This window comes from Kribbella sp. NPDC031520 (assembly GCF_055580825.1).
In genome coordinates this window covers 373417-388552 of record NZ_JBVIKS010000001.1, presented here as the reverse complement: position 1 = coordinate 388552, position 15136 = coordinate 373417, and the positions used below count along the sequence as shown (strand labels likewise).

General features: G+C 68.1%; 18 protein-coding genes. 5 read left to right on the top strand and 13 right to left on the bottom strand.

Features of this window, described 5'->3' with window-relative positions; translation table 11 throughout:
• Position 1 precedes the first annotated feature (1 nt).
• The 4 genes from ACZ5BU_RS01825 to ACZ5BU_RS01810 form a co-directional block, all read right to left on the bottom strand.
• Positions 2–919: a hypothetical protein gene (locus ACZ5BU_RS01825; protein WP_465694756.1), complete on the bottom strand. Its 918-nt coding sequence runs from the start codon at positions 917–919 to the stop codon at positions 2–4.
• A gap of 122 nt (positions 920–1041) precedes the next feature.
• Positions 1042–1323 (bottom strand): hypothetical protein, encoded by a 282-nt coding sequence (locus tag ACZ5BU_RS01820; RefSeq protein ID WP_465694755.1) that lies wholly within the window; start codon positions 1321–1323, stop codon positions 1042–1044.
• A gap of 33 nt (positions 1324–1356) precedes the next feature.
• Positions 1357–1668 (bottom strand): hypothetical protein, encoded by a 312-nt coding sequence (locus ACZ5BU_RS01815; protein WP_465694754.1) that lies wholly within the window; start codon positions 1666–1668, stop codon positions 1357–1359.
• Entirely contained in the window at positions 1665–2465 is an 801-nt protein-coding gene (locus ACZ5BU_RS01810) for a hypothetical protein (RefSeq protein ID WP_465694752.1), read from the bottom strand. Before ACZ5BU_RS01810 ends, ACZ5BU_RS01815 begins: the two co-directional genes overlap by 4 nt.
• Before the next feature lie 198 nt (positions 2466–2663).
• Between ACZ5BU_RS01810 and ACZ5BU_RS01805 the strand changes: the two genes are divergently transcribed.
• Entirely contained in the window at positions 2664–3170 is a 507-nt protein-coding gene (locus ACZ5BU_RS01805) for an RNA polymerase sigma factor (protein WP_465694751.1), read from the top strand.
• Positions 3171–3186: 16 nt separating this feature from the next.
• The gene (locus ACZ5BU_RS01800; RefSeq protein WP_465694750.1) at positions 3187–4245 is read left to right on the top strand and encodes a hypothetical protein; all 1059 of its coding nucleotides are present in this window, start codon (positions 3187–3189) and stop codon (positions 4243–4245) included.
• Between the two features lie 3 nt (positions 4246–4248).
• Here ACZ5BU_RS01800 and ACZ5BU_RS01795 read toward each other — a convergent pair whose 3' ends face one another.
• On the bottom strand, positions 4249–5124 hold the full coding sequence (locus tag ACZ5BU_RS01795; protein WP_465694749.1) for an alpha/beta fold hydrolase: 876 nt from the start codon (positions 5122–5124) through the stop codon (positions 4249–4251).
• Positions 5125–5196: 72 nt separating this feature from the next.
• Here ACZ5BU_RS01795 and ACZ5BU_RS01790 point away from each other — a divergent pair, with 72 nt between their 5' ends.
• Complete coding sequence (locus tag ACZ5BU_RS01790; RefSeq protein WP_465694747.1) at positions 5197–5949, top strand: ParA family protein; 753 nt, start codon at positions 5197–5199, stop codon at positions 5947–5949.
• Here ACZ5BU_RS01790 and ACZ5BU_RS01785 read toward each other — a convergent pair.
• Positions 5943–6854, bottom strand: a complete 912-nt coding sequence (locus ACZ5BU_RS01785) for a DUF4349 domain-containing protein (protein WP_465694746.1) — start codon at positions 6852–6854, stop codon at positions 5943–5945. The genes ACZ5BU_RS01790 and ACZ5BU_RS01785 overlap by 7 nt on opposite strands.
• A 115-nt stretch (positions 6855–6969) precedes the next feature.
• The gene (locus ACZ5BU_RS01780; RefSeq protein ID WP_465694745.1) at positions 6970–9729 is read right to left on the bottom strand and encodes a DEAD/DEAH box helicase; all 2760 of its coding nucleotides are present in this window, start codon (positions 9727–9729) and stop codon (positions 6970–6972) included.
• Positions 9730–10044: 315 nt separating this feature from the next.
• Between ACZ5BU_RS01780 and ACZ5BU_RS01775 the strand changes: the two genes are divergently transcribed.
• Entirely contained in the window at positions 10045–10725 is a 681-nt protein-coding gene (locus ACZ5BU_RS01775; protein ID WP_387651857.1) for a ferritin-like fold-containing protein, read from the top strand.
• Positions 10726–10908: 183 nt separating this feature from the next.
• Here the strand turns inward: ACZ5BU_RS01775 and ACZ5BU_RS01770 are convergent, their stop codons facing one another.
• The 6 genes from ACZ5BU_RS01770 to ACZ5BU_RS01745 form a co-directional block, all read right to left on the bottom strand.
• Positions 10909–11184, bottom strand: coding sequence for a GlsB/YeaQ/YmgE family stress response membrane protein (locus ACZ5BU_RS01770; RefSeq protein ID WP_465694743.1), 276 nt, complete (start codon positions 11182–11184; stop codon positions 10909–10911).
• A gap of 171 nt (positions 11185–11355) precedes the next feature.
• Positions 11356–11583, bottom strand: a complete 228-nt coding sequence (locus tag ACZ5BU_RS01765) for a DUF3107 domain-containing protein (protein WP_465694742.1) — start codon at positions 11581–11583, stop codon at positions 11356–11358.
• A 120-nt stretch (positions 11584–11703) separates the two neighbouring features.
• Positions 11704–12333 carry a TetR/AcrR family transcriptional regulator gene (locus tag ACZ5BU_RS01760; protein ID WP_465694741.1) on the bottom strand — a complete coding sequence of 210 codons (630 nt, stop codon included), beginning with the start codon at positions 12331–12333 and terminating at the stop codon, positions 11704–11706.
• Between the two features lie 161 nt (positions 12334–12494).
• Entirely contained in the window at positions 12495–12710 is a 216-nt protein-coding gene (locus tag ACZ5BU_RS01755) for a hypothetical protein (RefSeq protein WP_465694739.1), read from the bottom strand.
• A gap of 16 nt (positions 12711–12726) precedes the next feature.
• Positions 12727–13656, bottom strand: coding sequence for a non-homologous end-joining DNA ligase (gene ligD, locus ACZ5BU_RS01750; RefSeq protein WP_465694738.1), 930 nt, complete (start codon positions 13654–13656; stop codon positions 12727–12729).
• Positions 13657–13698: 42 nt separating this feature from the next.
• Complete coding sequence (locus ACZ5BU_RS01745) at positions 13699–14145, bottom strand: hypothetical protein (RefSeq protein WP_465694737.1); 447 nt, start codon at positions 14143–14145, stop codon at positions 13699–13701.
• A 40-nt stretch (positions 14146–14185) separates the two neighbouring features.
• Here ACZ5BU_RS01745 and ACZ5BU_RS01740 point away from each other — a divergent pair, with 40 nt between their 5' ends.
• Entirely contained in the window at positions 14186–15118 is a 933-nt protein-coding gene (locus ACZ5BU_RS01740) for an alpha/beta fold hydrolase (protein ID WP_465694735.1), read from the top strand.
• Positions 15119–15136: the final 18 nt, after the last annotated feature.

The following is a 15136-nucleotide window of genomic DNA, read 5'->3' as shown; positions in this document are numbered from 1 at the left end:
ACTAACGGGCGATTCCACCGGATCGGCGTACGGCGGGGTCATGCCGAGCCCTGTCCGATTCGGTTGCCGCTGGCCCCGATTCATTGGCCGGTAGGATCACGCGCAGCTGGTCCTGCATCACTTGGTTGAACGTCTCCTGCCCGCGAACCATCCCGTCCAGGTCGATTGCCTGCGGCAACACCGGTGCCGCGTCGAACACTCGGGTGTGGGCGGCCACCAGGAACGTGCGCATGATCGCATCACTGCCGCGCTTCATCTCGGGCGCCTGGGTCAGGAAGTAGGCGGCATCGGTGAACTTTCCCCGCAGTTCCGGGTCGTGCGGATCCAGCCGGCCCTCGTCGGCACGCTGCGTCTCCAACTCGGCGAGCGTCTCGAACGAGGCCTGCCGCAGCAGTTCCCGGTCCGCGAACGTCGCGGTCTCCGCCGTGACGATGTAGGCGTAGATCGACCGGTTCAACCGGTTGCCGTTGATCGCCCGGCCGTCCCGCAGCGTCACGACGTTCTGCAGCTCGGAGTGGTCCATCAGCCGGCCGAGTGCGACCTGCTCCAGTTCCCTGCGCAGCAGGAGGGCGGGCGACCCGGGCTCGAACCGACTCGCGGCCGGCGTGACCGTGTACGGCATTGAGTTGCCAGGCTCGATCGCGGTGCGGAACTCCTCGACCTCACTGGCCGGCCGGGTCCAGCGCCCCGCCGCGGCCACCTGGTAACGCCATTCGCTCACGTGCCGGAACGCCGCCTCGAACGCCGCGGCCCGATCCCCCGCACTCTCGGCCGTCGCGAGCCGATCGGCCAGCAACTCCAGTGCTGCATTAGCCTCGGCCGCCTGCACCTGGGCGAACCCGGCGAGCTGATCCCACGCCGCCGGATTGTTGGTCCGCTTCAGCAGATCCGGCATCGGAAAACTCCGGGCGGTGATCATCGGCCCAGTCCTTCTTTGCGCTGCGACGACGAAGTCATCACCACAGGTGTCGGAAAACAACCCCGAGAGATCCACTCCACCCCACCAAGCTATCGGCTGGCAGTATCACCCACCCTGAGACGCTAGGCGAGATCCGCGGCCATCGAGGCGAAGACGACCTCTGGGTCCATCCCCTTCGAGTCTTCCCGCCACCGCCGTACAGCGTCCGGAAGCTCCTCCTCGTCGACGGTACCGACGCCGGCCCGGATCAGCCGTTTCGCCTCCGCGATACCGATGTCGACGTACTGCATCCCGTTGAGGAAGTAGTAGTCATGCCGCGCGCCGTCGTTGTAGTGGAACTTCCCGGTGTTCCCCACATAAGTCCAGATGTCTTCCTCCACCAACGCAGCCACCCACAACTCCACGTCCCCATCCTTGACCAAGAACAATCGTGGCATCTACTCGTTGGAGCCGGCGGCCATCGAGAGTACGTCGGCCGGGGCGAGTGGATTCGGGTCGGAGCGCCACTTGGCAAGGGCGTCGGGGTGGTCCGTGTCGTTCAGGGTGCCGACGCCCTGCGCGATCAGCCGCCGCGCCTCGGCGGTTCCGATCTCTTCGTAGGTGAAGTTCCGGACCATGTAGAAGTCGTTGCGTAAGGCATTGTTGTTGTGAAACTTCCCGGTGTTCGCCACGTACGTGTACATCACCTCGTGAGCCAACGCGGCCACCCATACCAGGCGCTCGTCTTGCGTCACCAAGTAGAGCCTCATCGCGCGATCCCACCAGTCTTCTTGTCGAGAGTTGTCGAGCGTGGCATCCGCTGCTCGCTGGGTGCCTTGCTGCGCCGAGTGTCCGCAGCGTTCTGCCTGGAGTCACTGTAGTTGTTGACGGCGACGCGGGTTCCGCCCAGTTCGGTCAACTTGTTGATCCCGTCCGGGGCCTTCAACCCCTTCGAGGCCTCGGCGCACTGACGCCGTGCTTCGGCACGTTCCTCGAGCGTGGCGGTCGCGCTCCGCTCGACCTCGTACCACGGAGTCGTCGCCTCCTTGACCTTCGCCGACGGGGCCGAGTGGAACTGGACCTCGACGCGAGGACACCCGTCGATGATCATTCCGGCGTGAATGCCCTTGTACCTCGAACCATCGGTGTACGAGTGCATTGCCGTTCGGACCCGCCAGTCGTGATCGTTCAGCGCATCGACCGTACGTCGTGCCGCCGCGACCAGCTCATCTGGATTCTCGGTCAGCACGGTGTAGCGCAGCAGGTCGTCGATCGGGCGACTCGAGTCGGCCGCCTGCCAGTCCACGAGTTTGCGGGCCAGGGACTCCGGGGACTTTACCCGGCGGTCCAGTTGGTAGGGCGTGGTGCCGGTTGGGAGGGAGTTGAGGAACTGGTCGGTCACGGTTGGCTCGACGGTGGCGGCTTGTTCGAGTAGTTCGAGGCTTCGTTGGGTGGCTCGCGCGCCGTGACGCCGGGTGATCTCGGCGGTGGAGGGTGGTTTGTCGCCCCAGTTGAGGGGGCGGGAGGCCTCGAAGGCCTGTTGGAGGGCGGCGCAGGTGGGCGGCATGTGGTTCTCCCTGGAACTGTCGTTCTTCGACCGTAGGGAGTTCGGTGGGGGCGGTGGGGTGGGAATTTGGATCTGTGGATAACTCGGGTGGGTTACGGAATGGGGTGGTGGGGTGACGTTGGGGTGGTGGGGTCGTTGAGATGCGGGTAGGGACCCAACCGGATGGGGTGGAGCGGGGGTAGAGAAGGTATGCCGACGATGACGGGTGAGCCGGCGGTCGGGGTGCAGGGGCCGCCGGGGGACGAGCGTGCGTTCGTCGACTGGGTGCGGCCGCATCTGCGGGCGATGGCGCGGTTGGCTGGGCGGCTCGCCGTGGGCGCGGACCGGGACGACGTCGTACAGGAGGCACTCGCGCGAGCCTGGGCCAAGCGGTCGCAGTACGACGAATCGCGCGGTACGCCGTCCGCCTGGCTGCTGGCGATCACCGCGGATCAGGCCCGCAAGGCGGTACGCCGTACCCATCGCGGCCTCGTACTCCTCCCGGACGACGAAAGCCGCCGCCCGGATCTGGACGCCCGGATGGACGTCGAGGATGCCGTCCAGGCGTTGCCGGCGCGGCAGCGGCTCGCGGTGGATTGCTACTACTTCGCCGACCTGTCGATCGCCGAGACGGCCGCGGTGATGGGGTGCTCCGAGGGCACCGTGAAGTCGACGCTGTCCGACGCCCGGGCCCGGCTCCGGGTCGTCCTGGAAGTCAGCGAATGAACGTGGAGGCTGTGCGATGAACCCCGTTGACGAGATGGACGACCTGCTCCGCCGTGCCGGCGCCCGCTGGCGCGCCGACCAGGAACCACCGCCCGAGCCGGACCTCGAGCACATCGTCCACGGCAAACGGAAGAGCTGGATCCCAGCGCTGGCCGCCGCAACCGTCGCCCTGATCGCCGCCGCCACTCTCGCCGTACTCCCGAACCACAACACGCCCACCGCAAGCAGCACGAGCGGCCCGGACAAGGCGAAGGGCGGGGCGACCCCGCAGTCGTTAGGTCAAACCACCAGCAACCAGTCCCTCCTGGTGAACCCGGGAGACCGGGTCCAGGCGAGTGGTCTGGTGATCGCGGCACCAGGAAAGACACCCGTGTTCTGCACGGTCGAGGGCGGGCCCGAGGTCGGCTACCCGCCGGGACAGGAACCAGCTCCGACCTGCGCACCGGAGTTCGCGGTGACGTTGCACGGGGTGGATCTGGACCGGCTCAGCGACCCGAAGACGACGAAGGGCGTCCGGACCGGCCGCGCGAAGCTGACCGGGATCTGGGGCGACCGCTCGATCGAGGTACAGGAGCAGACTCCGCCGGACGCACCGGTACGGTGGATGTTCCCGAAGCTGCCGTGCGCGGCACCGGCCGGGGGCTGGGTGTCGAAGCCGAGCAACATCAACTCGCCGGCCGTGACCGCGTTCCTCGCGGCGCACGCGGACCAGATCTTCGGCCCGGTCATCCACTATCCGAACGGTATGTCGCGCAACGCCCCGGTGGTGATCATGGTCGGTGTCGCGCACGGTGACCTTGCGGCGCTCCGGCTGGCGTTCGAGAAGGTGTACAGCGGGAACCTGTGCGTCGTCCCGGTGCTGCTGAGTCGCGCCGACAACACCCGGATCGTCAAGGCGGTCTACGGACTCCTGAGCAACAAGGCGCTCGGCATTCTGGGCGCCGGTGGCTCGGACCCGGACGGCGGCCGCGCGAAGATCTCCGTGATCGCGTACACCCCGCAGGTCCGGACGGCCTTCGCCCCGATCGGCCTGGACGACCTGGAGATCATGCCGGTCGTGAAACCGGCCGGCTAGCGCTCAGACCGTCCGGAAGTTCGGGTAGTCGTGGAAGAAGTCGACGAGCATGCGGGCGGTCTTCGCGGGCTGGTCGATCGCCGGTGAGTGGCCGGCGTCGGGGACGACCTCCGCCTCGACGCCGAGTACGGCCGCCATCGCCTGCTGCGCCTCGATCGGCCAGCCGTCGTCGGTCTCGCCGTACAGCACCTGTGCGCGTACGCCGGCCTTGGCGAGCTGCTCCGTCTTGTCCTCGGCGTCCGTCAGCCGACGGGTGATCTCGGCCAGGCTCGTCGGTACGTTGCTGGTGAACCGCTTCCGCAGGAACGACGCCACGTCCGACGGTGGTGCGACGTACCCGGGAGCCTTGCTGTCGTGGTCCAGCTTCAGGTCGTACACCTGCTCGATCGGGAGGTTCTCCAGACCGAACGCGAGCATCTGCAGGCTCTGCACCGTCGCCTCGTCGGCGAACGCCGCAGGGCCAGAGCACATCAGGCTGATCGACGAGAACACCGACGGGTCGGTCAGTACGGCCTCACGCGCGACCAGTCCACCGAACGAGTGCCCGACGAGCTGGCTGTAGCCGCCGAGCGCCTTGCTCATCGCTACTACGTCCTTGCCGAGCTCTGCCAGCGAGTACGCGGTCTTGTCGGCCGGACCGGCGGTCTCGTACTGCCCGCGCTGATCCACGGCGACCGTACGCCACCCGTACCGGCACAGGTGGTCGACGAGCGGCGTGAAGTCCTCCTTGCTGCCCGTCCATCCCGGAACTAGCAGCACGGTACCCAGCGGCGTACCGATGGAGGGTACGGCGGTCAGCGTGGCGAACGCGCCCCGCTCGGTCTCGAGGGTCTCGGGGTGCACCCCGTCGGGCAGCGTCAACGTACGCGGCGTACTCACAAGTAAAGAGGGTAACCGCTCGCCCGGACCACAGGTGGCAGGCACCGTCGCTTGGTACGGCACAATGGCCGGGTGCCTCGCACTCTCGCGGTCGCCAATCAGAAGGGCGGCGTGGCCAAGACGACCACCGTCGCCACCCTTGGTGCAGCCCTGGCCGAGCGCGGCCAGCGGGTGCTGCTGGTCGACCTCGACCCCCAGGCCTGTCTGACGTTCTCGGTCGGCATCGACCCCGAGGACCTGGACAAGTCTGTCCACCACGTGCTGCTCGGCGGCGTCCGCGCCCGCGACGTACTGATCGAGTTCGAGGACGCGCCGGACCTGCTGCCCGCGACGATCGCGCTCGCCACCGCCGAGGTGCAGCTGGCCCGGGAGAGCGGGCCGGAACAGGTCCTGCGTACGGCCCTGCGCCCGCTGCGGACGTCGTACGACTGGATCCTCGTGGACTGCCCGCCGACGCTCGGGCTGCTCACCGTGAACGGTCTGTCCGCGGCGTCCGACGTACTGATTCCCTTGCAGTGCGAGACGTTGGCGCATCGTGGCGTAGGGCAACTACTTGACACCGTGCACGACGTACAGCGGCTGACCAACCCGGGACTGCAGGTACTCGGGGTGCTTCCGACGCTGTACGACGGACGTACGACGCATGCGCGCGCCGTCCTGGAGACGATCGCGGACACGTACTCGCTGGACGTGCTGCAGCCGGCGATCCCGAAGTCGATCCGGTTCGCGGAGGCGCCGGCGATCGGGGAGACCGTACTGAGCACGGCGCCGGCCTCGCCCGGCGCGAAAGCGTACCGGGCGTTGGCCGACGCCTTGCTTCACTGACCAGCTGGTTGCCTGCGCAGCTTGTGGCGGAAGCGCCAGAGCGGCAGGACGATGATCGCCAGCAGGATGATGAAGGGGAGTAGTGCGCCGAGGGCGGTCGCCAGGCCGGAGAAGACCGCAGTGAAGGCGTGCCAGCCGCCCTTGAGGCCTGCCAGGAAGCCTGTGTCCTTCTTGGGCTCTGTTTTCACCGGGGGCTTGCCCTTTTGGGTGAGAGTCAGCGTGAGGGTTGCCAGGTCGGTCTGCAGGGCGAGGTCCTTCTGCTTGGCCAGCAGAGCTTCCAGGTCGGCCTCGCGGCGGGTGAGCTCGCTTTCTACCGAGACGATGTCGCTGATGGTGTTGGCTTTTGTCATCAGTACGCGCATGCGGTCGAGGCTGGCTCGTTGGGACTCGACGCGGCTGGCCACGTCGACCACCTGCTCGGTGACGTCCTCTGAATCCTGGTGGATCTGGAGGCGTTTACCCAGCTCCGAGAGTTGGTCGATGGCGGTCTCGAAGGACTTGGTGGGGACCTTGAGTACCAGGTTGGACTGGGTGATGTTGCCGTCCGGGCCGCTGCCGGTGTCCTCGGACGCCACCTGTCCGTCGAGTCCGGCGATCGCGGTGACAGCCTTCTGACGCATCGCGGACACGTCGTCCCCTTCGACGGTCAGCGAGCCGGTCTTGATGATCGCCCGCGTGATCGTCGGGTCGTCGCCGGTCTGACCTGCCGACTTTCCTTGCCCCGCCGTTCCTGCTGACTGCCCGACCGCGGGTGCCTGCGGTTTGGAGACCGCCGCTCCGGAGTCCTGCTTGGCCGCGCCACTCGTGCCGCTGCTCTCGTGCTGGTTGTTGGACGCCCCACACCCAGCGAGCCCCAACACCCCGACCACGACCACCGCGGCAGCCACTGCCCTGATCCGCCCCATCACCCAGCCCCTCTCTCGTGGTTACCGCCCTAGGACGGTCCACGAGGGGCTGGGTGTTGCAGGCTCAGATCACCATTAGGAAACGTTCGGAGCTCAGAAGACGGACCTCACAGCCCTACGACCGAGCCACCCGCTTCCCACCCACAGCCTTCTTAACCGCCGCAGTCTTAGCCGGCGCCTTCTTAGCCGTGGTGGTCTTGGAGGCAGCCTTCTTAACCGCGGTGGTCTTTGCCGGTGCCTTCTTCGCCACGGTGCTCTTGGCAGATGCCTTCTTGACCGCCGTGGTCTTGGAGACAGCCTTCTTAGCCACAGCGCTCTTGGCTGGCGCCTTCTTGGCGGTGGCGGTCTTGGCGGGTGCCTTCTTTGCCACGGTGCTCTTGGCCGGTGCCTTCTTGGCGGTGGCGGTCTTGGCGGGTGCCTTCTTTGCCACGGTGCTGTTGGCAGGCGCCTTCTTGACCGTGGCCGTCTTCGCAGGCGCCTTCTTGGCCGTGGTCGTCTTGGCCGGGGCCTTCTTAACCGCGGTGCTCTTGGCTGGCGCCTTCTTAGCCGGCGTGGTCTTGGCAGCCGCCGTCTTTGCCACGGTGCTCTTCGCGGCAGCCTTCTTGACCGTGCTGGTCTTAGCTGGTGCCTTCTTAGCCGTAGCGGTCTTCGTGGCAGCCTTCTTAACCGCCGCGCTCTTGGCTGGCGCCTTCTTGGCCACCGTGGTCTTGGCGGCAGCCGTCTGAGTCGCCGCGCTCTTGGCCGGTGCCTTCTTAGCCGTCGTGCTCTTGGCGGCGGCAGCCTTCTTGACCGTGGCGGTCTTGGCTGGCGCCTTCTTAGCCGTCCCGGTCTGCGCAGGAGCCTTCTTGGCGGTGGCGGTCTTCGCGGGTGCCTTCTTGGCCGTCGTGCTCTTGGTCGTGGTGCTCTTCGCCACCTCAGCCTTCGCGGCCTCCTGCACCGGAGCTTCCGGCTCCGGCTGAGCAGCGGCAGCCTTACGAGCCGACGCCCGCTTGGCAGGCGCCTCAGCAGCTACCTTCGCAGCGCTCGGCTTCCGAGCAGGTGTCCGCTTCACCGGCGCCTGCGCAGCGGCAGGAGCCTCAGCGGCCGGCTCGGTTGCCTTCGCTGCAGCCGCCACAGGCGCGGCAGCCGGTGCAGGTGCCTCCGACGTCGTTGCGCCCGCCTGGGCGGCCGGTGCACTCGGTACGTCGCCACGTGCGCTCGGCGTGCTCGGCGCGGAGGTGTGTGCGTTCGGCTTGGTAGTCGTGCTCGGCTCAGCTGCCCGCGCGCTCGGCCCAGCTACCGGTGCGCTCGGCTCGGTGGCTGGTGCGGCTTGATCGGGGGTCAGGTTGGGGGTGCCGGGCTGCAGCGTGCTTTGGTTGGCGCCGGGCCTGCGGTTGCGGTTGCGCTTCCGTTTGCGGGGCTTGCGGGCGGGCGTCTCCTCGGTGGACTCCGAGACCACGGCGGTTACTTCGGTGTTGGTCGTGACGTCGGCGAGTTCCTCGACCGGCTGACCCGCGCGGGTGCGCTTCCGGGTGCGGTTGCGCTTCCGGCCGCGGCCCGAGCGCTCGCCGTCCTGCTCCGGGCGGCCGTCACGCTCGAAGCGCTCCGTACGGTCCGAGCGCTCCGGGCGGCCGTCACGCCCCGAACGCTCCGAACGGCCCGCGCGCTCCGAACGGTCAGAGCGGCCCGCGCGGTCGGAACGATCCGAGCGCTCGTGACGACCACGGGAGTCGCGGGAGTCGCGGGACTCGCGTGGTTCGTGGGACTCGCGGGCGGGGCGGATCCGGCCCTTGGCCTCGGACGGGATGCCGAGGTCGTGGTACAGCTCCGGCGACGTCGAGTAGATCTCCTGCGGCTCGTCGTACGGCAGGTCGAGCGCCTTGTTGATCACCTTCCACCGGGTCAGGTCCGGCCAGTCCACGAAGGTGACCGCGATACCGCTGGCCCCGGCGCGACCGGTACGGCCGATCCGGTGGATGTAGGTCTTCTCGTCCTCGGGGCAGGTGTTGTTGATGACGTGGGTGACACCCTCGACGTCGATACCCCGGGCGGCGACGTCAGTACAGACCAGTACGTCGATCTTGTCGCCGCGGAACCGCGTCAGCGCCCGCTCGCGCGCCTGCTGGTTCAGGTCGCCGTGGATCGCGGCCGCCTTGAACCCGCGGTCCTGCAGGTCCTCGGTCAGCCGGGACGCCTCGCGCTTGGTCCGGCAGAAGATCATCACCCGGCCGCGGTCGTCGGCCTGCAGGATCCGGGCGACGACCTCGGGCTTGTCGAGATCGTGGGCGCGGTAAACGAACTGTGCCGTGGTCGGCACCATCTGGGTGTCCTCGTGCGACTCCGCGCGGATGTTCAGCGGGTGCCGCATGTGGGTGCGCGCCAGGCCGATCACGGCCGACGGCATCGTTGCCGAGAACAACATCGTCTGGCGCAGCTCCGGCGTCTTCCGGAGGATCCGCTCGACGTCGGGCAGGAAGCCCAGGTCGAGCATCTCGTCGGCCTCGTCGAGGACCAGCACCTTGATGTGGCCGAGGTCCAGGACACCGCGGTTGGCCAGGTCCAGCAGGCGTCCGGGCGTACCGACGACGACGTCGACGCCGTTCTTCAGGGCGTCCAGCTGCGGCTCGTACGCGACGCCGCCGTAGATGGTCAGGACCCGCACGGTGCGGACGGTGGACGCGGTCACCAGGTCCTTGGCGACCTGGATGGTCAGCTCACGGGTCGGCGTGACGACCAGCGCCTGCGGCTTCCCGGGCGCGGCCAGTTCCTCGTAGTCGGCCTCGCCGGGGGAGATGGTGCGCTGCAGCAGCGGGATGCCGAAGCCGAGCGTCTTGCCGGTGCCGGTACGGGCCTGCCCGATCAGATCGGTGCCCATCAGGGCGACCGGGAGCGTCATCTCCTGGATCGGGAAGGGTTCGACGATGTTGACGCGGTCGAGCGCGTCACAGATCTCGGGGAGTACCCCGAGCTCTCGGAAGGTGGTCAGGCTGATCGCCTCTCACATGCTTGTGCGGACAGATGCTCTGTGGCCGGGCGCCTGGGGCCGGACAGCCCCGTCGTGAGGCGCGGGGACACTGTGCAAGCACCTCGCACCAGCTTGCCCATGTGGGCGCGTCACCGGCGAATCGCCCACCAGTGTAACCGCAGCTGCTGTCAACGCCGCCCCGTGTGGCATCCGCCACTGCCCGGAAGTCCCGATAGGGTGCCGGGCATGGAGCAGACGGCCTTTGATGATCCCGCCTACCGGGCCGCGGCGGTGGATCTGCTGGGTGTGCTCGCGTACGGCGAGCTGACCGCCTTCGAACGGATGGCCGAGGACGCGAAGCTGGCGCCGACGCTGGACGACAAGGCGGAGCTGGCGGCGCTCGCGACCACCGAGTTCGGGCACTTCCAGCAGCTTCGCGACCGGCTGGTCGAGCTCGGCGTGGACCCGATGGACGCGATGCGGCCGTTCGTCACGCCGCTGGACGCGTTCCACGACCACACCGCGCCGTCGGACTGGCTGGAGGGCCTGGTGAAGGCATACGTCGGGGACGGCCTGGCGAACGACTTCTACCGGGAGATCGCGTCGTTCGTGGACGCGGAGACGCGGGCGCTGGTGCTGGAGGTGTTCGCGGAGTCCGGTCAGGCCGAGTTCGTGGTAGACCGCGTGCGGGCCGCGATCGAGGAGGACCCGAAGCTCGGCGGCCGGCTGGCGCTGTGGGGCCGCCGTCTGGTCGGCGAGGCACTCAGCCAGGCGCAGCGGATCGCCGCGGACCGTGACTCGCTGGCGGCCCTGCTGGCCGGCAGCGTCGACCGTCCCGGCCTCGACCTGGCCGCCATCGGCCGGATGTTCACCCGGCTGACCGAGGCCCACACGGCCCGGATGACCGCCCTCGGCCTCCAGGCCTGACCCATTTGCCTGGCTGACCCAGCAAATGCGGGGTTCCCCACGCCGAGTCAGGGTCAGGAACCCCGAAGCTCATGGGTCTGCCAGCCAAATTGGTGGGTCTGCCAGGCAAACGGGCGAGCTTGGGCAGGGCAACGGCCGCCTGCCCCGGCGAGGGGTGGCGGCCGTTTGGTGGTGCTGCCTGCGTCAGGCTTTGGCTTTGCTGCTGTTCCGGGACGAGATGATGGCGACGACGATCGCGGCGCAGACGATCTGGATCAGGTACTGGATCCAGTCCGGGCCGGACGTGTCCTTGACTCCGAGAAGTTTCGCGATCAGACCACCGATGAAGGCGCCGATGCCGCCGCCGAGGATGGTCCAGCCGAGGCTGATGTTCTGCTTGCCGGGGAGCACCAGCCGGGCCAGCGGCCCGAAGATGATGCCCGCGATGAGGCTGACGATGAGCATCCAGACCCAGTACACGGTTCCTCCTTGTGAGGGATGGCTGACCTGCGCCACGTCTGGTGCCCCGTAGCAACCAGACCAATCGGACGCAGGTCTACCCGCCATCGTGCCCGCTCAGCGGTCCCGTGCAACCAGGACACGCGCGACTGTGTCCGGAACGCGATCAGTTCGCGGGTGTCCCCAACGCGGTCAGATCGCGCCGAAGCCGACCTTGCGGGTCGAGACCTCGCCGATCTCGACGTACGCGAGCCGATCGGCCGGGACGATCACCCGGCGGCCCTTGTCGTCGGTCAACTGCAACAGCTGGGTCTTGCCGTCGAGCGCGGCGGCCACCGCCGCATACACCTCGTCCGGAGTCTGGTCGCTCTCCAGAACCAACTCACGATTGGCGTGCTGTACGCCGATCTTGACCTCCACGAAACCCTCCGGGACGTTCTCGCCGGCGGCTTTCGCCGGTCACGGTTCGAGCCTATCCGCTCGGATCCGCCGACTCGCACCCGTCCGCCGACAGCAGAACCTCGCAGACCTGGTACGGCGTCAGCCGTCGGTACGCGGGAAGCCGCGGATGCCGCGCCAGGCCAGCGAGGCGACCAGGTCGGCGGCGTGTTCCTGGGGCAGCGACGGGTTGCCGGCGCCCAGCCAGTACCGCGCGCTGACCTGGGCCATGCCGACCAGGCTGACCGCGAGCACCATCGACTGGTCGCGGCTCAGGCCGGCGTCGGCGCTGATCACCTCGGAGACCGCCTCGGCGCAGGCGTGGGTGACCCGGTCGACCCTTTCCCGGACGGCCGGCTCGTTGGTCAGGTCGGACTCGAACACCAGCCGGAAGGCCCCCTGCGCGTTCGCCACGTAGTCGTAGAACGCGTGCATGGTGGCCGCGACCCGGAGCTTGTTGTCCTCGGTCGACTTCAGCGCGTCCTGCACGGAGGCCACGATCGCCTCGCAGGACGTGTCGAGCAGCGCGAGGTACAGCTCGAGCTTGCCGGGGAAGTGTTGGTACAGGACCGGCTTGGAGACGCCGGCCCGGTCGGCGATGTCGTCCATCGCGGCGGCGTGGTACCCGTTCGCGACAAAGACTTCCTGGGCCGCCTCGAGCAGTTGCGCGCGACGCGCCAGCCGGGGCAGGCGGCTGCCGCGCTTGGGTGCGGTCTCCGGTGTCGTCGACACGTCGGGCTCCTTCGGTGGTGCGCTCCGGCGGCGATCGGGGTCCGCCACCGGGTCGTTCCACGAATCCTACCCAGCAGTCCTCCCGGCCAGTAGCTTCCCCGCCGTCTGATGTTCCATCGTGGTAGAGCGAAAGTGTTCCAACGTGGTAACGATCCGGTCGCTCAGCGGTAGTCGTCCTCGCCCTCGTCGGCGTCGCCGACCGGCCGGCGCTGCTCCTCGACATCGGCCGGATCGGCGTCGTCCGGGAGCGGTTCGTCCGCGGACCGGTCGCCCACCTCGGTGGACGCCAGGCGCTGCTCGAGGACATCCGCCTCGGGCGCGTCGTCGGGCAGGTTCTCGGAGTCGCCCGGGCCCTCGTAGTCGGTCTCGCTGGTCATCCGGCTCTCCTCTCGGTCAGCCCTGCGGTAGCGGTTGCGGGTCGTCGTACAGTTCCCCGAGTACGTCGCCGTACTCCTCGATCCGGGCGAGGACGTCGTGCGGGAGGAACTTCAGGTCCTCCGGCGCCGTGGCGGAGGCCACTTCGTCCCAGTCGATCGGGGTGGACACCCGTGGCTCGTCGGCGCCGCGCAGGGAGTACGGCGCGAGCGTGGTCTTGGCGCTGGCGTTCTGGCTCCAGTCGATGAACACCTTGCCCGGGCGTAGCGCCTTGGTCATGTTGGCGGTCACGTTCTCCGGCAGGGCCTCGGCCAGCTGCTCCGCCAGGAGTTTCGCGAACGCACTGGTCTCTCTGGACGACGCGGGCTCGATCGGTACGTACAGGTGCATGCCCTTGTTGCCGGAGGTCTTCGGCCATCCCTCCATACCGAAGTGGTGCAGCAGCTGCCGGAGCGCGAGTGCCACGTCGCAGCACTCGACAATCGAAGCTCCCGGACCAGGGTCCAGGTCGAAGACGATCAGATCGGCCTGCGGGTCCCTGCCCTGGTCGGACAGCCTGATCCGCCACTGCGGGACGTGCAGCTCGAGCGCGGCCAGGTTCGCCAGCCACACCACGGTCTGTACGTCGTCGCAGACCACGAAGCTCATCTCGTCGCGTCCGGTCGAGCTACCGGGAGTGGGCAGCGTCTCCGTCCGCACCCAGGCCGGCGTACCACGGGGAGCGTTCTTCTCGAAGAAGAACGCCGCGTCCGTGCCGTCAGGCCACCGCTTGCGGGTGAGCGGCCGGTCGGACAGATGCGGCAGCAACACCTCCGCCACCTGGTGGTAGTAGTCGATCACCTCGGCCTTGGTGAACCCGGACTGTGGATACAGCACCTTGCTGAGGTTGGTGAGCTTCATCGTCTGCCCGTCCACCTCGGTCGTCAGCTGCTGCTGAGCACCCGCCATGTGCTCCAGTCTGCACCTCCGGTGACCTGTCCGGCCGACGCGTCAGGGCATGTGCGTACAGTTCGCGGCCAGCGACAGGCCGGGATGGGCCGTCTCAGGATCGTCCTGCTCGACCAGCTTTCCGTCCACCCAGATCTCGCACCTGACAGGGCCTGCGCCGTCGACCTGCGGTATGACAGAGACGGACAGGACCTGGCTTCGTCCCTTGACGATGATCGTGTTGCTCTTCCACGGCAGGGTCGCGTGTGACTCCTTCGTAATGTGCCCGTGGCCGTTGCTGCTGTAGAGGATGTCGGGTCCCTTGGCTGAGCCCGTGACCTTGTAGACGACCTCATGACGCTCGCGGTCGGCTATGGCCGTCCGCACCGCGGTGTAGCCGGCGGTGACCGCCCAGAGCGCGGGCAGTGCGAGGACTGCGCAGGCCAGGACGATCAGCAGGACGGTGCGTGTTGTGTGTTTCTGCCTGGCCGGAGGTTCGTACTGCGTCATGGCGACGAGTGTTCCGGATCGGGGGTTCTACCATGGGAGCGTGGAGAGTTACGGGCCAGTAACCGGGGATGCCGTACCCGTGGAGTTGAAGAAGTGGCCGGAGCGGCGGGTGCCGGTCGCTGGAGTCGAGTTGCTGGTCAGGGACGTGCCTGGTGCCGCGAACGACTTGCCGCCTGCACTGTTCGTCCATGGGCTCGGCGGGTCCTCGTTGAACTGGACCGCGCTCGGTTATCTGCTCAGCGACACTGTCCGCGGCGTTGCGCCCGACCTTCCCGGTTTCGGGCGTACGCCGCTGTCCGGTGTGACCGGGATCTCCGAGCAGGCCGAAGTACTCGTCCAGTTGCTGGAGCGGGAGTACGACGAGCCCGTGCACGTGTTCGGGAACTCGATGGGCGGGGCCGCGTCGGTGGCGCTGGCCGCGCAGCGTCCGGACCTGGTGAAGTCGCTGACCCTCGTGTCGCCCGCCTTGCCGCATCCGCGCGTCTCGGCGAGCGCCCTGTGGTTCACCGCGCTGGCGACGCCGCGGCTCGGTCCCGCGGTACTGGAGCGCACGCAGCGGTTGCCGTTCGACCAGCGGTTCGAAGCGTCGTTGGCGATGGTGTTCGGGGATCCACGTGCGCTGGCGCCGGAGGTGCGCGCAGCGTACGAGCAGGAGCTGCACCGGCGTGACACCGACCCGTGGGGCCGGCAGGCGACTCTTGACGGTGCACGCAGCATCCTGCGTTCGTCACTGGCCAGACCGCGCCGTTCGTTGTGGGCGGACGCTGCCACGATCGAGTGCCCGGTGTTGTTGATCTACGGCGGTAAGGACCGTCTCGTCGACGCACGGATCCGTACCAAGGCGCAGCGCACCTTCCCGAACGCGCACCTGCTCTACCTGCCGCGGTCGGGGCATGTCGCCCAGATGGAGCACCCGGAGGAGGTCGCCTGTGCGTTCCGGCAGCTGATCGAGTCGAAGCCGACGCCCGACTGAGACACGATCGAGCGGAGC